The 18,916-nt window shown below is 50.8% G+C and carries 18 protein-coding genes and 1 pseudogene; 3 read left to right on the forward strand and 16 right to left on the reverse strand.

All coding sequences use genetic code 11. The features are described 5' to 3' along the window. The first annotated feature begins 66 nt into the window (after positions 1-66). Together nagK and cobB are read left to right on the forward strand one after the other, a co-directional pair. The gene (gene nagK, locus G4551_RS09665) at positions 67-978 is read left to right on the forward strand and encodes an N-acetylglucosamine kinase (protein WP_003030802.1); all 912 of its coding nucleotides are present in this window, start codon (positions 67-69) and stop codon (positions 976-978) included. Positions 979-993: 15 nt separating this feature from the next. Further along, on the forward strand, positions 994-1,815 hold the full coding sequence (gene cobB, locus G4551_RS09670; protein ID WP_003030799.1) for a Sir2 family NAD+-dependent deacetylase: 822 nt from the start codon (positions 994-996) through the stop codon (positions 1,813-1,815). 99 nt (positions 1,816-1,914) lie between these two features. Here the strand turns inward: cobB and potD are convergent, their stop codons facing one another. From potD to potA, 4 genes are read right to left on the reverse strand one after another with little or no spacing between them, the layout of a single operon-like run. Beyond that, positions 1,915-2,961: a spermidine/putrescine ABC transporter substrate-binding protein PotD gene (potD, locus tag G4551_RS09675; protein WP_003030797.1), complete on the reverse strand. Its 1,047-nt coding sequence runs from the start codon at positions 2,959-2,961 to the stop codon at positions 1,915-1,917. Positions 2,962-2,988: 27 nt separating this feature from the next. Continuing rightward, positions 2,989-3,768, reverse strand: a complete 780-nt coding sequence (gene potC, locus G4551_RS09680) for a spermidine/putrescine ABC transporter permease PotC (RefSeq protein WP_003030794.1) — start codon at positions 3,766-3,768, stop codon at positions 2,989-2,991. Further along, positions 3,765-4,622, reverse strand: a complete 858-nt coding sequence (gene potB, locus G4551_RS09685) for a spermidine/putrescine ABC transporter permease PotB (protein ID WP_003030793.1) — start codon at positions 4,620-4,622, stop codon at positions 3,765-3,767. The genes potC and potB overlap by 4 nt, the downstream gene beginning before the upstream one ends. Further along, positions 4,606-5,742, reverse strand: a complete 1,137-nt coding sequence (potA, locus tag G4551_RS09690; protein ID WP_003030791.1) for a spermidine/putrescine ABC transporter ATP-binding protein PotA — start codon at positions 5,740-5,742, stop codon at positions 4,606-4,608. Before potA ends, potB begins: the two co-directional genes overlap by 17 nt. A 250-nt stretch (positions 5,743-5,992) precedes the next feature. On the opposite strand from potA, the gene pepT reads away from it, so the two are divergent. Further along, the gene (gene pepT, locus G4551_RS09695; RefSeq protein ID WP_003841866.1) at positions 5,993-7,219 is read left to right on the forward strand and encodes a peptidase T; all 1,227 of its coding nucleotides are present in this window, start codon (positions 5,993-5,995) and stop codon (positions 7,217-7,219) included. Between the two features lie 102 nt (positions 7,220-7,321). Here pepT and roxA read toward each other — a convergent pair whose 3' ends face one another. The 12 genes and pseudogenes from roxA to purB all read right to left on the reverse strand — a co-directional run bounded on the left by roxA (position 7,322) and on the right by purB (position 18,913). After that, the gene (gene roxA / locus G4551_RS09700; protein ID WP_003030786.1) at positions 7,322-8,443 is read right to left on the reverse strand and encodes a [50S ribosomal protein L16]-arginine 3-hydroxylase; all 1,122 of its coding nucleotides are present in this window, start codon (positions 8,441-8,443) and stop codon (positions 7,322-7,324) included. 92 nt (positions 8,444-8,535) lie between these two features. Further along, the gene (gene phoQ, locus G4551_RS09705; RefSeq protein WP_003841868.1) at positions 8,536-9,999 is read right to left on the reverse strand and encodes a two-component system sensor histidine kinase PhoQ; all 1,464 of its coding nucleotides are present in this window, start codon (positions 9,997-9,999) and stop codon (positions 8,536-8,538) included. Beyond that, the gene (phoP, locus tag G4551_RS09710) at positions 9,999-10,670 is read right to left on the reverse strand and encodes a two-component system response regulator PhoP (RefSeq protein ID WP_003030783.1); all 672 of its coding nucleotides are present in this window, start codon (positions 10,668-10,670) and stop codon (positions 9,999-10,001) included. The genes phoQ and phoP overlap by 1 nt, the downstream gene beginning before the upstream one ends. Before the next feature lie 73 nt (positions 10,671-10,743). Further along, positions 10,744-11,913: a tyrosine-type recombinase/integrase gene (locus G4551_RS09715; RefSeq protein ID WP_003841871.1), complete on the reverse strand. Its 1,170-nt coding sequence runs from the start codon at positions 11,911-11,913 to the stop codon at positions 10,744-10,746. A 153-nt stretch (positions 11,914-12,066) separates the two neighbouring features. Then, positions 12,067-12,687 (reverse strand): hypothetical protein, encoded by a 621-nt coding sequence (locus G4551_RS09720; protein ID WP_003841873.1) that lies wholly within the window; start codon positions 12,685-12,687, stop codon positions 12,067-12,069. Further along, positions 12,684-13,490 carry an SDR family oxidoreductase gene (locus G4551_RS09725; protein ID WP_003841874.1) on the reverse strand — a complete coding sequence of 269 codons (807 nt, stop codon included), beginning with the start codon at positions 13,488-13,490 and terminating at the stop codon, positions 12,684-12,686. Before G4551_RS09725 ends, G4551_RS09720 begins: the two co-directional genes overlap by 4 nt. Continuing rightward, a complete protein-coding gene (locus G4551_RS09730) occupies positions 13,477-14,142 on the reverse strand; it encodes a TenA family transcriptional regulator (protein ID WP_003841877.1) in 666 nt (221 codons plus the stop codon). Before G4551_RS09730 ends, G4551_RS09725 begins: the two co-directional genes overlap by 14 nt. Continuing rightward, a complete protein-coding gene (locus G4551_RS09735) occupies positions 14,139-15,581 on the reverse strand; it encodes an AMP-dependent synthetase/ligase (RefSeq protein WP_003841879.1) in 1,443 nt (480 codons plus the stop codon). Before G4551_RS09735 ends, G4551_RS09730 begins: the two co-directional genes overlap by 4 nt. Beyond that, positions 15,562-16,218 (reverse strand): thermostable hemolysin, encoded by a 657-nt coding sequence (locus G4551_RS09740; protein WP_003841881.1) that lies wholly within the window; start codon positions 16,216-16,218, stop codon positions 15,562-15,564. The genes G4551_RS09735 and G4551_RS09740 overlap by 20 nt, the downstream gene beginning before the upstream one ends. Positions 16,219-16,583: 365 nt before the next feature. Next, positions 16,584-17,123: a cytochrome b gene (locus tag G4551_RS09745; protein ID WP_003841882.1), complete on the reverse strand. Its 540-nt coding sequence runs from the start codon at positions 17,121-17,123 to the stop codon at positions 16,584-16,586. A gap of 153 nt (positions 17,124-17,276) precedes the next feature. After that, a pseudogene (locus G4551_RS23830) lies at positions 17,277-17,423 on the reverse strand (SOS response-associated peptidase family protein); the annotation flags it as partial. A 119-nt stretch (positions 17,424-17,542) separates the two neighbouring features. Next, complete coding sequence (gene purB / locus G4551_RS09755; RefSeq protein WP_003841884.1) at positions 17,543-18,913, reverse strand: adenylosuccinate lyase; 1,371 nt, start codon at positions 18,911-18,913, stop codon at positions 17,543-17,545. Positions 18,914-18,916: the final 3 nt, after the last annotated feature.

The following is an 18,916-nucleotide window of genomic DNA, read 5'->3' on the forward strand; positions in this document are numbered from 1 at the left end:
CATGCTGCATCAAGGCGTAGCCAACGCAGAGGCATCTTGAAGGATGACGTGTATCAAGGAGCGGTGATGTATTACGGATTTGACATCGGCGGGACCAAAATTGCGCTGGGCGTGTTTGATAAGCAACGTCGTCTGCAATGGGAAACTCGCGTCCCTACACCTCGCGACAGCTACGACGCTTTCCTTGATGCGGTCTGCAATCTGGTGACGGAAGCTGACCAGCGTTTTGGTATCAAAGGTTCGGTCGGTATCGGGATTCCTGGCATGCCGGAAACGGAAGACGGCACGTTGTACGCGGCCAACGTTCCTGCCGCTAGTGGCAAACCGCTCCGCGCAGATCTTAGCGCTCGCCTTGACCGCGATGTTCGTCTGGATAACGATGCGAACTGTTTTGCTCTCTCCGAAGCCTGGGATGACGAGTTTACCCAATATCCGCTGGTGATGGGGTTGATCCTCGGTACGGGCGTTGGCGGCGGCCTGGTGCTTAACGGGAAATCCATCACCGGACGCAGCTATATCACCGGCGAGTTTGGTCATATTCGTTTGCCGGTTGATGCGCTGACGCTGATGGGCTTTGATTTCCCGCTGCGCCGCTGCGGATGCGGCCAACTGGGATGCATCGAAAGCTATCTTTCCGGCGGTGGATTTGCGTGGTTGTATCAGCATTACTACCATCAACCGCTGGATGCCCGTGAAATTATCGCGTTGTGGGAGCAGGGCGATGAACATGCGCGTGCACACGTAGAACGCTATCTGGATTTGCTGGCGGTGTGTCTTGGGAATATCCTGACTATCGTCGATCCTGATTTGGTGGTGATTGGCGGAGGCTTATCGAATTTTACCGCTATTACGACGCAACTGACGGACCGACTGCCACGTCATCTGTTGCCGGTTGCCCGGGTACCGCGTATTGAGCAGGCACGGCACGGTGATGCCGGCGGGATGCGCGGGGCTGCTTTCCTACATCTTACCGATTAATACAAAGAGGTTGTTATGCTGTCGCGTCGGGGTCATCGGTTAAGCCGCTTTCGTAAAAATAAACGCCATTTGCGCGATCGCCTGCGTCAACGAATCTTTTTCAGAGACAGAGTGGTGCCGGAATTGATGGAAAAACCAAGAGTGCTGGTACTGACGGGAGCGGGAATCTCCGCTGAGTCAGGAATTCGAACCTTCCGCGCGGCGGATGGTCTCTGGGAAGAACATCGGGTTGAGGACGTTGCGACTCCGGAAGGATTTAGTCGAAACCCGGAACTGGTTCAGTCGTTTTATAACGCCCGTCGCCATCAATTGCAACAGCCAGAAATCCAGCCCAACGCGGCGCATATCGCACTGGCAAAACTCGAAGCCGAACTGGGCGACCGTTTTTTACTGGTGACGCAGAACATTGATAACCTGCATGAGCGTGCGGGCAGCCAGAACGTTATCCATATGCACGGCGAACTGCTCAAGGTTCGCTGCTCGCAAAGCGGGCAGATTCTGGAATGGAAGGACGATGTGACCCCGGAAGATAAATGTCACTGCTGTCAATTTCCGGCACCGCTGCGACCACACGTGGTGTGGTTTGGTGAAATGCCGCTGGGCATGGATGAAATTTACATGGCGCTGGCAATGGCGGATGTATTCATTGCGATTGGCACATCGGGACATGTTTATCCGGCTGCGGGTTTTGTGCATGAGGCGCGACTGCATGGGGCACATACGGTAGAACTAAATCTCGAACCGAGCCAGGTTGGCAGCGAGTTTGAAGAGAAGTATTACGGTCCGGCAAGCCAGGTGGTGCCAGAGTTTGTTGAGAAGTTATTGAAAGGTCTGTGAACACGGATGGCGTAGGCCCGATAAGCGCAGCGCCATCGGGCAGTGATGATGCGCCGGATGCGACGCTGGCGCGTCTTATCCGGCCTAAGAGGAGGGCAATTAGCGTCCTGCTTTCAGCTTCTGATAATACTCTTCATAGATAGCGCTGGCGGAACCGACGTCGTTCTGCCATTCCCCTTTGTTGATGGTTTCTGCGTCAGGGTACAGGGTTTTATCATTTGCGACTTCAGGGCTTAACAGCTTACGTGCTGCCAGGTTTGGCGTCGGATAACCAATAGTTTCCGCAACTTCTTTCGCCACGTCCGGGCGCAGCAGGAAGTTAATCAGCTTCAGCGCACCTTCTTTGTTTTTCGCGTTAGCCGGAATAGACAGGCTATCCATCCAGAAAATGCCACCTTCTTTAGGCCATACCACTTCCAGCGGTGTACCTGCCTGACGCGCAACATACGCGGAGCCGTTCCATACCATCCCCAGATTGACTTCACCTTCCATATACGGGTTGGCCGGGTTGTCAGAGTTAAACGCCGCGACGTTAGGCATCAGCTTCTTCAGCTCGTTATAGGCGGCTTCAATCTCTTTCGGGTCGGTAGTATTGCCGGAGTATCCCAGCTTGCGCAGCGCCATCTGGAACACTTCACGCGCATCATCCGTTAACAGCAGACTGCCTTTGTACTCCGGTTTCCATAGATCGGCCCAACTGGTGACGGTTTTCGGATCGATAGCATCGCTGTTTACGCCAATGGCCGTCGCACCCCAGATATACGGGATGGAGTAGTCATTGTTCGGGTCAAACGGCTTGTTGAGCATTTCCGGATCGAGGTTGTGGAAGTTGGTCAACGTCGACTTGTCGATCTTCTGGATCATGCCTTCTTTACGCATTTTATCGACGTAATAGGTGGACGGAACCACCAGATCATATGCGCCGTCTTTATAGGTTTTGAGCTTGGCGTACATGGTTTCGTTCGACTCGTAGGTCGAATAGATAACCTTAATGCCGGTCTCTTTGGTGAACTGTTCCAGCAGTCCTGGCGGGACATACTCGGTCCAGTTATAGAAATAGAGCGTGTTGTTGTCATTCGCGTGAGCGGCGCTCATGCCCAGTGCCAGAGCACCCGCCGCGAGCAGGTGGCGTGACCATTTTTTCATCATTTAACGTCCCCTGAATTAAGGGCCTCAGCGGCCCTTGGTTTTATCACGTGCAATAAGCTGGCTGGCGATCACCATAACCAGCGACAGAACCAACAAAATGGTCGCCAGCGCGTTCACCTCTGGTGATACGCCGACTTTGACCATTGAGTAGATTTTTAATGGCAAAATTTCATAACCCGGTCCGGTAACGAAGGACGAAACGACGACATCATCCATCGACAGCGTAAAGCTCAGCAACCAACCCGCAGCCACCGCAGGCATAGCCAGTGGCAGTATAATCTTGCGCAGAATAGTTACTTCGCTGGCACCCAAATCTTTAGCAGCCTCAAGCATGCGTACATCAAAACCTTTCAGGCGTGAGTAAACTGTCACCACCACAAAAGGCAGACAAAAAGTGATATGTGAGAACAACAGCGACCAGAAACCCAGTTGAATGCCGATCAGCATAAACAGCACCAGCAGAGATATTGCCATCACAATATCTGGCGACATCATCACCACGAACAGCATGCCACTGACGAACGGTTTACCGCGAAAACGGTAGCGGTACAGCGCAACCGCAGTGAGTGAGCCGATCAAGGTGGCAAACGTGGCGGATAGCACCGCCATCGTCAGCGAGTGCTGCGCCGCCTGCAACAGGCTGTCGTTATTCATCAGCAGGCCGTACCATTTGGTAGTAAAACCCTGCCAGTTGATGCCGAAGCGCGAGCTGTTAAAGGAGTTCACAATCAGAATGATGATTGGAATATACAGATACGCGTAGATAGCGGTCATAAAACCGCCGCGGAGCAGTCGACCGATCATTCGAGTTCCACCTTCTTGTTCAGCAAGCGCGAGGCACGCCAGTAGATCAGCAGCATCAGACCCATCACGATGGTCAGCGTAATGCTGGTGGCTGCACCAAACGGCCAGTCACGGATGTTCAGGAACTGAACTTTAATCACGTTGCCAATCAGCAGGTTTTTCGCGCCGCCCATTAAGTCGGAAACGTAAAACAGCCCCATTGCGGGCAGCATGACCAGCAGGCATCCGGCGATAATCCCCGGCATCGTCAACGGAATAATGATGCGGGTGAAGGTCTGAAGTTTACTGGCACCTAAATCGCGTGCGGCTTCCAGCAGCGGTTTATCGAGCTTTTCAATGCTGGAATAGAGCGGCATCACCATAAACGGTAGCAGGATGTAAACGAGGCCGATAATCACCGCGCTGGGGGTAAACATGATGCGAATGGGTGTATCGATAACCCCGAGCCATAACAGAAACTCGTTGAGATAGCCTTTGGTACTGAGGAAAATTTTGAGTCCGTAGATGCGAATAAGTGAATTGGTCCAGAACGGAACAATCAGCAGGAACAGCAGCAGCGGGCGCACTTTTTCCGGCAGTTTCACCAAAAACCAGGCAAACGGGTAGCCGAGTACCAGACAGGCGAGCGTGGCAATCAGCGCCATATTGAGGGAGTGAACTAGCACCTCAAAATAGAGCGGATCGAGCAGGCGCGTATAGTTCTCCAGCGTAAAGACCATTTTGACGAAATTGGCATCGTCGCGGGTCAAAAAGCTGGTACCGATGATCATCAGGTTGGGCAGAAAGACAAATAACACAAGCCAACCGACAATGGTGACGATCACCACACTCTGGAATTTACTTGTGTTCTTCATCAGCCAGTACGACCTCCCAGCTTTCTACCCAGTTAATCGCCATTTTCTGGTCGAGAGAGTGGTCAAAGTCAGGATCGTCTTCATTGAAGAATTCGCTGACCATCACCATCTTGCCATTTTCCAGTTCCACAACCGACTCCAGCGTCATGCCTTTGTAGTTGCGTTCGCGCACGTAGCCGATCAGGCCTTCGATATGATTATCATCGTTGATTTCATCTACGCGCAAATCTTCAGGACGTAACAGGACGTGCAGCTTTTGTCCGGGAACCACCGCGAAGTTGACATAAATATTGCACTCGCGGCCTTCAACGTTAGCACGAACACGCTGTTCATCCAGACGTTCAATCACTGTGGCGTTAAACATATTGATCTCGCCGATAAACCCGGCGACGAACAGATTCTTGGGCTCTTCGTAGATTTCGCGCGGTGTACCGTCCTGCTCAATCTTACCATCGCGCATCACCACGATGCGGTCAGACATTGTCAGCGCTTCTTCCTGATCGTGTGTGACAAAGACAAAAGTGATACCAAGCTTACGCTGCAGAGCTTTCAGTTCATTCTGCATCTGCTTACGCAGTTTGTAGTCCAGCGCAGAGAGGGATTCATCTAACAAGAGTAAGCGGGGTTTGTTGACCACAGCTCGGGCAATCGCTACGCGCTGCTGCTGGCCGCCGGAAAGTTGATGCGGTTTTCGCTGGGCGAACTCTTCCAGTTGCACCATGCGCAGGGCTTCGGTAACGCGGGGAGAAATGTCGGCTGCGGGAGTTTTTTGCATGCGTAAACCAAAGGCCACATTCTCAAATACGGTCATGTGGGGGAATAACGCATAGCTTTGGAAGACGGTATTCACGTAGCGGTTTTCCGCTGGAACGTGAGTAATGTCCTCGTTGTCCAACATAATATGACCGGAATCAACCGTTTCCAGACCGGCAATCAGGCGAAGAACGGTTGTTTTACCGCAGCCAGAGGGGCCAAGCAGCGTAAGAAACTCGCCATTATTGATGGTCAAATCCAGGCTGGAAATCACCTCTTTGCCATCGAAACTTTTGCGAATTCCCGCTAATTGCACCAGTGGAGAAAGCGAACGCGGTTGTTTATTCAATTTTTTACTCTGTCCCATGTAAACGCAACGGATGGCTGACCGATGCGGGGTTTGTGGTTAACCACCTTGATGACTCTTAATGAGGGCCGTTATTCTACGGCAAACCATTGTAATCGCCAATCCTTGTTGCGAATTACTGACTTAGCCCTATAGTCAGAGGGGATGTCAGGGCGAAATATTCTCACTTGCGGGGATAAAAGTGACCTGACGCAATATTTGTCTTTTGTTGCTTATTGATAATGTTGTCACAAAAAGTGAGGGTGACTGCATGGATAAACTACTTGAGCGTTTTTTACACTACGTGTCGCTGGACACCCAATCAAAATCGGGCGTGCGGCAGGTACCCAGCACCGAAGGACAGTGGAAATTATTACAACTGCTCAAACAACAGCTCGAAGAGATGGGGCTGGTTAATATTTCACTGAGCGATAAAGGCACGCTGATGGCAACGTTACCCGCTAACGTTGCTGGCAATATTCCTGCGATCGGCTTTATTTCCCATGTGGATACCTCACCGGATTTCAGTGGTAAAAATGTCAATCCGCAAATTGTTGAAAACTATCGCGGTGGCGATATTGCGTTAGGCATTGGTGATGAAGTTTTATCGCCAGTGATGTTCCCGGTGCTGCATCAACTTCTGGGTCAGACGCTGATCACCACAGACGGTAAAACGTTGCTGGGCGCGGATGATAAAGCAGGCGTGGCGGAAATCATGACCGCACTGGCTGTGCTTATCCAAAAAGATATTCCGCACGGTGATATCCGCGTGGCCTTTACGCCGGACGAAGAGGTGGGTAAAGGGGCGAAGCATTTTGACGTTGCGGCATTCAATGCGCAGTGGGCCTATACCGTTGACGGTGGTGGCGTAGGTGAGTTGGAGTTTGAAAACTTCAACGCCGCGTCGGTTAATATTAAAATTGTTGGCAACAATGTGCATCCCGGCACCGCAAAAGGAGTGATGGTGAATGCGCTGTCGCTGGCGGCGCGTATTCATGCAGAGGTTCCGGCAGATGAAAGCCCGGAAAAGACGGAAGGCTACGAAGGCTTTTATCATCTGGCGAGCATGAAAGGGACGGTCGATCGGGCGGATATGCACTACATTATTCGTGATTTTGACCGTAAGCAGTTTGAAGCGCGTAAACGCAAGATCATGGATATCGCCAAGAAGGTCGGTAAAGGGTTACACCCCGACTGCTATATCGAACTGGTGATTGAAGACAGTTACTACAATATGCGCGAAAAAGTGATTGAGCATCCGCACGTACTGGATATCGCCCAGCAGGCGATGCGCGATTGCGATATTGAGCCGGTGCTGAAACCGATCCGTGGCGGCACTGACGGCGCGCAGCTGTCGTTTATGGGATTACCGTGTCCGAATCTGTTCACCGGCGGCTACAACTATCATGGTAAACATGAGTTTGTAACCCTGGAAGGAATGGAAAAAGCGGTACAAGTGATTGTGCGTATTGCTGAACTGGCCGCGCAACAAAAATGAAGTATGTGTAGTTGCCGGATGGCGCTTCGCTTATCCGGCCTACATTATTACACTCCAGTAGGCCTGATAAGACGCGTAGCGTCGCATCAGGCACACTTCGCATTATCCTTCGAAGAACCAGTACCCGCTGTTGACCAGCGCGGCAAGCATGGCAAGGAAAGAAGGATCTTCCAGCGCATCCTCAAAGTTCTCAGCCGTCAACACAATATGACTGGCCAGCGCTTCCAGGGCAGGACGATGCGGTGAATCAATTTTCTCACCGTTAGCGTAGACGTCGTCGCCAATACGCAATACACGCAATCCGCCCAGACGCACTAACACGTCACCTTGCTTCAGGGCATCGTAAATTTCGTCTGGCTGATACGGTGGCTCCGGCGGGGCAATATCCAGTTCATGACGAGACTGAGAAATAAACTCGCCAAACCACTGCTGGAAATGTTCTGGTTGATTAATCAGCCCGAGCATCATTTCGCGCAGCTTATCCATCTCCTGCGGCAGAACGTCGGCCGGATGATCGCGCGGCGGCAGGTCCGGATCGCTGTAATAGGTGCTACCCAGTTCGCGTTGCAAAACGTAATCGGCGAACCCGCTGATCAGCTCGCGAGTGTTTGGCGCACGGAAACCGACCGAATAGTTCATCGCGTTTTCCAGCGCATAACCTTCGTGCGGGAATCCCGGTGGAATGTACAGGATATCGCCGGGTTCCAGCTCTTCATCGATAATAGCTTCGAACGGGTCGACCTGAAGGAGATCCGGGTGAGGGCAGTGTTGTTTCAACTGCAGTTTTTCACCTACGCGCCAGCGACGACGACCTGTTCCCTGAATGATAAATACATCGTACTGATCCAGGTGCGGGCCAACGCCGCCGCCGGGGACAGAGAAAGAAATCATCAGGTCGTCGATGCGCCAGTCCGGTAATTCACGGAACGGGCGCATCAGCGCGGCAGTTGGCTCGTGCCAGTGGTTGACCGCCTGCACCAGCAAAGACCAGTTGTTCTCGCCAAGATGGTCGTAGCTTTCGAAGGGACCGTGGCTAACCTGCCATTTTCCGTCCTGGTGGCTGACGAGTCGGCTGTCGACTTCGCTTTCCATTGCCAGTCCAGCCAGTTCGTCAGGAGAGAGAGGATCAATAAAATTGTTAAACCCGCGTTTTAAGACCACCGGGCGTTTCTGCCAGTGGCGTTCAAGAAAATCGGGCCAGTTAAGTGTGAGTTGGTATTCCATAATGAGCATCCCGCAGGCTGGTATCTGCAACCGATTATAACGGATACTTAACCTCAAGCGTGAAGTCAGTACATATTTATTACATGCGACGATTACTCGTCTTTCTGGCCCGGCTGCTGGCGGCCAAAAATAACTTCCATGCGCGCGCCACCCAGCAGGCTATCACCGGCAATAATCTGCCCGTCATACTGTTCGGTGATTTCTCGCGCCACCGCCAGACCGACGCCTTGTCCTGGACGTAGCGTATCTACGCGCTGTCCACGGTCAAACACTACTTCCCGTTTGCTTTGCGGAATACCAGGACCATCATCTTCAACCAGAATATGCAGCTGATCCTCAGACAGTTGCGCTGAAATCTCGACAAACTCCAGACAATATTTACAGGCGTTATCCAGTACGTTGCCCAACACCTCGACAAAATCATTCTGTTCGCCCACAAAGCTGATTTCAGGTGAGATATCGAGATTAATGTTGACGCCTTTACGCTGATACACCTTATTCAGTGCCGAGGTCAGTTTATCCAGCAACGGCGCGATCGGGTGCAGTTCGCGGCTGAGCAGGGCACTGCTGCCACGCATGCTGGCGCGATGCAGGTAATAGCCTATCTGTTGGGAAATACGGCTGATTTGTTCCAGCATGATAGGCTCTGCGTCGCTGACGCTCATCTTTTCATTACGCATTGAGCGCAGAGTACTCTGCAATACCGCCAGTGGTGTTTTCAGACTATGGGTGAGGTCTGTTAACGTGGTGCGGTATTTGTCATAACGCTCACGTTCGCTTTTTAACAGCCGATTGAGATTACGAACCAGGCTGGTCAATTCGCGTGTGGTGGCGGGGTTTAGCATCTCACGATGATGTTCCTCAAGCTCACGGACTTCACGCGCCAGCGATTCAATCGGCCGCAGGCTCCACCACGCGGCCACCCATAACAGCGGAATGACCAGCAACAGATTGGCGACCAGCACATAAATAAACCAGCTCCAGACCATATACGAGCGCTTTAGCTCTATTGGAATGGTATCGACAACCACAATGGTCAGTTGCGGCATTCTGGCAGTAGCAGGGTAGACGTTTACCGCCACGGAGTGGGTCATTTCGGCGTCGTCGTCATCTTCTCTGACTTCTTTTAACTGCTGCTGCGCGGAGTGATCTTCGCCCAGTAGGGTGCTGGTAGCGTCTACGTTGGCTTCAATCTCATGAAATCCGTTGGTTTTTAGCCAGTCCGGTTGGATACTTTTCGTCAGCCAGGGAACATTGCGCTGCGCCCACAGAAGTTCACCCGCTTCATTGTAAATCAGCGACATTGTTGGGCTTTGCATGTCGAGGTTCTCGGGCAGCTCGATGTTAATCTTGCCGTTTTCCCATTTCGCCAGGGTATAAAACAGATTACTTTCGCCCCGCAGCAGGCGGAACGTTGTCTTATCAAAACTGACGCTGTAGCCCACCAGGGCAACCATGCCGTAGGCCAGCGACAGCACCAACACCACGCCCGCGGTGGCCAGTAAAAAGCGTAACCGCAGCGATAACGGGAAAAAATGACGCAATAGTTTATTCATTAGCGCAGTTCGAAAAGATAGCCTTGTCCACGTACGGTAGTGATCACCTCATGCGGATATTGCGCCTGAATTTTTTTACGTAGACGCCCCATCAGGACATCAATAGTGTGACTTTCGCGCAGCTCGGCATCCGGATAAAGCTGCAACATGAGCGAATCTTTACTGACCACTTTGCCATTATTACGGATGAGAGTTTCCATAATGGTATATTCAAACGCCGTGAGCTTGATAACCTCATCATTGACGGATAACTCGCGTCGGGAGAGGTCCACCTGAAAAGGCGGAAGGGAGATAATTTGCGATGCCAGACCGCTGTTTCGACGCATCAGTGCCTGCATGCGTGCAGCCACTTCTTCGATGTGAAATGGTTTGGTGACATAATCGTCAGCGCCTGCACTGAGGACTTCCACTTTGTCCTGCCAGCCTTCGCGCGCGGTTAATACCAGAATTGGCAGCGAAACCTCATTACTGCGCCAGCGGCGGATTAGCGACAAACCATCTTCATCGGGGAGCCCTAAATCAACGATCGCGATATCCGGCAGATGCTCATTCAGATAATAGTCCGCTTCCTTCGCATCTTCTGCATCATCCACCTGATGCCCTAAATCCTGTAACTGAACCTTGAGGTGGTGGCGTAATAAAGCATTATCCTCGACAACCAGTACGCGCATCATCGTTTCTCCCTAAAATAATGGTATGAATAGTTTAACGCTGATTATGTGGATTGAAAGCAGCGCTATGAAATTAAATAACTTTTCTCATGCTCCCCTGCCCGTGGGGGCGTCCTGGGGGCAGTGCTGTTGGCATCTGATTGTTCAGCATGTTGACCTGATCCTGGTTCATGTCGCCAATCCACTTGGAGTAAACCTCGTACACCATGCGTGCATCTTCATGTCCCATCTGACTCGCTATGAATGACGGGTTCGCTCCGGCCATCAACGTCCAGCATGCGTAGGTATGCCGTGACTGATAAGGATTCCTTTCGCGGATATTTGCAAGTTTAGTGCCTCGCTTCCAGCCATAGGCAATCGAGTTCTTGGAGAAGTAACTGCCTTTTTTTGACGAATATGCTGTCGGTGAAAAAACGTAGCGAAGAGATTGCTGCTCAGTTTTTCCGATCTCCCGATAGTGAAATCGAATTTCTTGCTTCGGATTAGCGCCGGTGACTTCGTATTGTTCCTTCAGTGCATCCAGAGCAGGTTTAAGCAACGTTATCGTCCTTATTCCGGCATCTGTCTTAGGGGATACAAATACTCGCTTATTCGTCAAACTTCTGGATACGTGGATTTCACCTTTTACCAAATCAATGTCTTCCCATGCCAGGGCGCATATCTCGCCCGGCCTCATCCCCGTATGAACGGCAACAATGATGATTAATGCCTGGCTACGGGGAAGGGCGGCTATCAGTGCCTGGTACTCATGAAGTAAAAGTGGGTCGGGATCATTTTTAGATAACTTGAGTCGCGACACTCCTTCATAAGGAGCATGCAATATAAACTGGCTTCGGTTTGCGAGCTTAAGCATTTCTGATAAAACTGCCATCTGTTTATTGACTGTTGAGGGCGCGCGGCCCTGCCTGGCCAGATTCGGCATTGCCGGGTTAATAATTGTCCCGGTTAATAACTCCTTTCGGTAATGCAAAATGTCGGCATGCTCAATATCTACCAGACGGGTATTTTCTCCGATTACACGCAGTAACGTATTTACGACCAAAGTAAGCGATAGCAGTGTTGCACCAGATACCTCTAAGGCTTTGGCGTCTGTAAAAAAATTACTTAGCTCTTTAAACGTGGTGATTTTTTTGGTTGTGATGAACTTCTTAAGCGCTTTGGATTCCGGGAAACGTTCCGCATAGTCGAACTTACCGAGCTGTATTTCGCTTGTTATGAGCGCGCGAAGATTGCCTGAATACACCTAAAACCATATGGGATGGGTATGGGTGGACTGGAATGCCCTTATGATCATTACCGAGTAAATCATCACGGAGAGTTCGCCAATTGAGGAAAGGTGACACGGATTTACAGATCAACAACCCCTGGCGTTATAACAACGCAGGGGTTGAATATTTTACTGCATACTTTCCAGGTCTTTTGCTATATCGCGATGGCGTCCCTGGTCGGCAATCTCACGCCCCTGGCGAGCCGGCGCTTTAAGAGCCTTTTCCAGATAGCGTTTCCCTTCGCCAGTCTTTTTCTCTTTCAGCAAAAAGTCACCATAAAAATAGTTTGGATCGATGCCATCAGGATTGATCGCCAGTGCTTTTTTCAGCATTTCTTCGGCTTTGTTTTTATCACCAAACCCAATCGGCCAGCCGGGAACCTGATAATATAGCGCCCCAAGGCTGGTCCAGGCTGATCCTTGTAAAGCATTGGGGTCGATGCTGATCGCTTTTTCCAGATCGCTACGGGCCTGTTTGACCAGACTCAATGCACCCAGCCCTCCTTTAGCCCCCGCCCAGCTACTGTCGATAATCGCCGACCAAATAAGCAATGCTGCGTCAGCATTATTTTTTGCCTGACTCGCACTATGGGCCCGCTGACTTAGTGTGGTAAAGCAGCTCTCTTTTTTTGCTTCAAGGGTCTGATACTGACAAACGGACCAGTCGTGCTGGAGGTTTTCCAGCGTGGTAGTCGCCATGGCAGAGGCGGGAAAAGCTGCTGTCAGGAGCAACGTTTTCATAATTTTCATTTGTCTTCACCTTTGAATGTGCCCTGGGTATAGGACTGGATCACTGCTAATTTTTTACCCAGCGCTTTGTCTACCATACCGGGAAACCAGGCATTGATTTTAACGAACAAACGTTCCATCGCGCCGAAGCGGTAGCGTTTCTGCTCTGTCTCAAGGAGATGTACCAGACGTACGGCGACAAATTGTGGGGAGTCACTGCTGTTGCCCAGTTTGCGGTTAAGCGCGTAAACCTCGTCACTGTTGAGCGCCGTTTCGGTAGCACGCGGCGCGGCATACAGTACGCTGATACCATTCCCCTTTAATTCGCGCCCCAGCGCTTCCGACAAACGGTGCGTGGCCGCTTTGGTGGCGCTATACACGCTCCAGGCAGGGTGGCCAATCTCACCAAATATCGAACCAATGTTTAGGATGATGCCCTGTGGATTAAACTTATCCAGCATGGCGCGGGTCAACAGAGTGGGGATTTCGATATTGGTTCTAATCTGTTCCCGAATATCGTCAAAAGACTGTTGTTCAAACAGTGCAAAACGGCTGGTTCCGGCATTGTTGATCAGGATATCCAGTTTGTTCTCATCTTTGAATCTGCTGGCCAGCGCGACGATTTCGTCATCGGTATAACTGCTCATTAGCACAATATGATGCCGTTCCGGATAGGGAAGCATCTCTTTCAGAAGCGTCATCGCCTGTGCATTTCGTCCAACCAGGCAGAGTCTGGCTCCTTTGTGCGCCAGCCTTTGCGCCAGCTCTTGTCCGATACCACCGCTGGCGCCAGTCAGCAGAACGGTTTTATCATGCAGGTTCATACGTGGTCTGCCCCAGTTGGTTAAGCATCTCTGTGTACAGGTGATAGACGCGACGAGCGGCATAGATAATGGCTGCCTGATCGGCCTCGTCAGTCACGGTATCCATAAGTGAGGCGAAAAATTTAAGATGTCCTTGATCAAGTTCACCGTGTGAACGCAGGTAGGTTGTCGCCTGTTCTGGCAACCCCAGTGTCCGTTCCACCTGGGCTGCAATCGCGGTAGCAATAGATACGCTGGTTCCCTCCAGAACCTGTACCATGCCAAAAATACTCATAGGGTTGACCCGTTCAATGCGGTAGTAGAGCCAGGCCACCATCATTTCTATCGGTATCCCTGGGGTGCCATTGCGAACGCTTTCCGCATCACCGCCGCAAGCCTGAATATCGTTCAGGATCCATTCCTGATGCCCGTACTCTTCGTCAATATATTCAGCAATTGCGCCCCGAATGGCTTCATGTGAGGCTGGCAAACGGCTGCCAGCACTCATCAACAGGGGGACGGTATGGCTGACGTGATAGTAAGCCTGTGTCAGAAAAGCGATATACAGGTCGCGCGAGATGTCACCAGTCTGGCAGCGCGCGATGACAGGCGAGGAGAGTAAACTCCGGCGTTCGGCCTCAGTCTGTTGTTGTAATTTGTTATAAAAGCTCATGATGACTCCTCTTCACTACAGGTGAGAATGTGTTGCCAGAGGGATTGCCGGATGAGTTCCCGGCGTGGGCGGCCATTTGCAGTGAGCATGCCAGGCTCTGATATAGCTGAAGTGAATAACAGGCGATGGAACTGCGCATAATCAGGCAGGCGAGCTGAAAGGGCCAGCAGCTGCTCGCGGGCCTGCATCTGTTGCCCGTCGAAGACATCGACGAGTGCAACGTTATGCCTTAAGCCTTCTCCAAAAATCACTATCCGGCGTACAGCTGGACAGGTCATGGCCTCTGCCTCAGGCCATTCAGGTGAAAAATTACGACCAAAAGCGTTTATCTGGACATTCTTCAGGCGCCCCTGAATACGAACAAACCCGTGTTCATCAACACTGCCAAGATCGCCGGTGGCAACTGTTGGGGAGGCTGGTGCGGATCCCAGATATCCCAAAGCGTTAGCCGGGCTGGTGACACACAATTGTTGCTGGTCATCAACATTGATCTGGATACCTGGCAATGGCCGACCGACGCTGTTCTCTTTTATAGCGTCGGGCAGATTGAGGGCAACGACAGAGCCACATTCTGAGAGACCGTATCCTTCATATACAGGTAAGCCACTCGTTATCGCCATTGTCAGCAATGAAGCCGGAACCTTGCCACCGCCTGCGGCGACAAACCGTAAAGATTGCGTACTGCCTGGTACCTGCTTGTGTAGATGCAGTAACACACGTAGCAACTCTGGTACCAGCACCAGACTTTGTGGGCACCAGGTGGTCAGCGCCTGAAGAAACTGGGCTGGATTAAAGCGGCTGGAACCTTCAAACCCAATCCGGGAGGGTGGGAGAATCACCGTCTCAGCGCCAAGTAGCAGAGGGATGTAAACGCCGCACAGATTTTCCAGCAGAATACTGAGGGGCAGTGTCACCAGGTGTTTTTCCAGTTTCAGGGGGTGCAATGCGGCCGCTAACGTTTGAGCCATCCATACCATACCATCCAGACTCAGACAGACGCCTTTTGGCTCTCCGGTTGTACCGGAGGTATACGTTATCTTTGCCGTTCCTGCCGGCAGAGTCACGGGGTCCTCTACTGCACGGATTTGCAGTCTCCCCAGTACAAAATCGTGTTCCTGCCAATCCGCCAGGATTTCTCCACCGATTTGTGCATCCACAGAGGCTGATGATCGTACCCAGGCTTTCTGTTGCCTGCTGAAAAAGGAGGGGACAGGGATGATCACCACTCCCCTTATCAGGCATGCGAGATCGATGATGGCCCATTCAGGGCTGTTATCCATTTCAAGTGCCAGCCGTTTTACCTTGAGGGCAGATAATTGTTCGGCCACTGCTTTAACGGCATCATGGTATTGCTGCCAGCTCCACGAGCGAGAATCGCCCTGCAGGGCGATGGCATTTGGCTGAAGCGCAGCCTGTTTCTCAAGCGTGTTCAGAAGCATAAGATCCTCCGGAAGGGGTTATCCAGGGAGCAGAAGGCGGATCAGCAAACATTCCCAGCAACAGGCTGGTCTGACTCAGTGTGGTTTGCCCACCATGTAACTCCCCCGCCATAATTTGCGGGTCATGTTCGTAATAGCTCCCCCATTCACGCGCAGCTTCGCCAAGCCTTGTCGAGTCAGCGGGCATCAATGTGACTGGTTGCAGATTCAGGCGGAAAAAGGTATTGCGTATTTTTTTAGTTCCGGTAAAGACAATCCACGAATAGCAGTATTGATTGAGAAGCAGGCATAGAGCCGCATACATTATTCGGGCGCTTGCCCCATCGCTCGCGGCAAAATTACCAATTTCAACAATCGAGTCGCGTGAAACGGGATGTGACAATCGTGCAGACAGCACGACTTCAACCGGGACATCAAGATAGTGTTCGAGGTATATCTTGCCCATTGAGGCCGGCTGGACGCCACAGGCTGCTTTTAATTCTCCGTTGGCATCGAACATTCCAAGTAACCATGGCATGCAGCGAGGAAGAGAAGCATGATAAAACTGAGAATAACTTTCACGAATAAACTCTGAAATATCATTTTGCTCACGTTCACCTGGAAGCCAGCGCAACGTATAAGGAGATAAGATTCGCATAGTAAGACCTCTTTTAGCGTCTTATCAGTATGGCGAGTCAACATTATGTCAACATTAAGTTGAGCATGAGCCAGGTAATTTAAATCCAATGTCGCGACAAAATGTGTAGGACCCGAAAAAACGGAATATCTGATGTGTAAATACATTACGTAAAAAAATTAATAAGTTGCGCTCTTAAATCGTTGATCATTTCTGCTTACAGGGGTGCTGTATAAAAAACAGTGTATACATCGGAGGTAATTATGAGAGTTGAATTAGCCATTGATCGCACTAAAGAACTACCAAAAGGCGCGATACCAATTCTCCAGGATTACAGCAGGCATTCACTGAGTGCCTGCTGTAATGTTAAACATTAAAATTTGTATTTATTTCTTATCGTTACAGTCAGGGATCATTCTCAAAAGAGTATTATCTTTCTGGACGTAGTGATGAAATAACGCTGCACCTGCATGCGCTGCGATTAAAAAGTATCCGACGTTTGCCAGTGTTTCGTGAATATCTTTAATAAGTGATTTTGTTTCCCCGTCAGGAGTAACGAAAGGTGAAATGTTAAAACTTAAGAAGCTCCAGTCCTTCCCACCGTAAGCCATAATTGCAATACCTAATAATGGCAGAGCCAAAAAAGAAATGTATAGCAGGATATGCATTATTTTAGCAGCCATCATCTGCCAGGTCGGTGGGGGCGGAGTGATGGCTGGGTCATGAAACTTATGTTTAATAATTAATCGTATTATCATTAAAAACCAGACAAATACCCCGGCATTGTAATGTGTTTCTTTCATGAGCAGGTAGGTGTTGCTGCCTTTAGGAAACCAGCCGCGTAGCTCCATAGCTGCATAGGTTATCGCTATTAACATCAGAGCCAGCCAGTGTAAGCGAATCTGAAGTTTTGAGAATTTCATCATTATTGTTTCCTCAAAGGGTGTGTTGCATCGACCATAAAGTATGAAGCTTAACAAATCCTTATTTTCGTTGAGAGATTAAGAAATTGTTATTCCAATGACCGCACGTGAATGTTTTGATAATTATTATCACTTACGGGTCCTTTCCGGCAGTCCGGGCTGTTTCTTGTTGCCTTCATTTTTCCATTCGTAGCAACCATCAGCAAAGAAAATTGCGCGGCCATGCTGCCAGAGTGGTTTAAACATTCTGCGGGTGGCTACAGTTTCAGATCGTGCATAAATTAGTAGCAGCTTAGACCACCATAGATTGTTACTTTTTTGGGGCAAATTTGGGGGGGGGGAAGGGATAATGTAGCGGGTGATAAAAAGCCGGAATCGCTTACGCTTATCCGGCTTCTGTTCAGCATCTGGGGAGTTGCTGATTACTTCAGTTCATCAACCATAGTGATGGCGCGACCAATATAATTGGCAGGCGTCATTGCTTTCAGGCGAGTTTTCTCTTCTTCCGGCAGTGCCAGACCATCGATAAACTGTTTCATACCTTCGGCGTCAACGCGCTTGCCGCGGGTCAGTTCTTTCAACTTCTCGTACGGCTTCTCAATACCGTAGCGACGCATCACGGTCTGAATCGGCTCTGCCAGAACTTCCCAGTTATGATCCAGTTCATCCAGCAGATGATCGCGGTTCACTTCCAGTTTGCTCACGCCCTTCAGCGTGGACTGATAGGCGATCAACGCATAGCCAATACCTACGCCCAGGTTACGCAGAACGGTAGAATCAGTCAGGTCACGCTGCCAGCGGGAGACCGGCAGTTTGCTCGCCAGGTGCTGCAGAACCGCGTTAGATAGGCCCAGGTTACCCTCGGAGTTTTCGAAATCGATGGGGTTAACTTTATGCGGCATGGTGGAAGAGCCGATTTCACCCGCGATAGTTTTCTGTTTGAAATGGTTCAGTGCCACGTAGCCCCAGACATCACGGTCAAAGTCGATCAGGATGGTGTTGAAACGGGCGATGCAGTCGAACAGCTCGGCAATGTAGTCGTGCGGCTCAATCTGCGTGGTGTACGGGTTCCACTGGATGCCCAGCGAGGTGACAAATTCTTCGCTGAACTGATGCCAGTCAACTTCCGGGTAAGCGGCGATATGGGCGTTATAGTTACCGACTGCACCGTTGATCTTACCAAGAATTTCAACCTGATTGAGTTGGCGATACTGACGCTCCATACGGTAGGCCACGTTAGCCATTTCTTTGCCCAGCGTAGACGGAGTGGCTGGCTGACCGTGGGTACGGGAGAGCAGAGGAATATCGCGATACTGTACAGACAGATCTTTCACCGCGTCGATAAGCTGGCGCCAGTACGGCAGAACCACTTCGTCGCGTGCGGTTTTCAGCATCAGCGCGTGAGACAGGTTGTTGATGTCTTCTGAGGTACACGCAAAGTGGATAAATTCGGAAACGGCGTGCAGTTCCGGGATATCCGCTACTTTCTCTTTCAGGAAATACTCAACTGCCTTCACATCATGGTTGGTCGTACGTTCAATGGTTTTGATGCGCGCAGCATCTTCTTCATTGAAGTTAGCGACAATCGCATCAAGGAAACCGATTGCGTCGGCAGCAAAAGCAGGAACTTCCTTGATCGCTGCGTGCGCGGCCAGTTTTTGCAGCCAGCGTACTTCAACCTGTACGCGGAATTTCAGCAAACCGTATTCGCTGAAAATCCCGCGCAGCGCGCTGACTTTATCGCCGTAGCGTCCATCGACAGGGGAAACGGCGGTCAGTGAGGATAATTCCATAGA

Origin of the sequence: Citrobacter freundii ATCC 8090 = MTCC 1658 = NBRC 12681, from assembly GCF_011064845.1 — a bacterium.
Lineage (GTDB): Bacteria > Pseudomonadota > Gammaproteobacteria > Enterobacterales > Enterobacteriaceae > Citrobacter > Citrobacter freundii.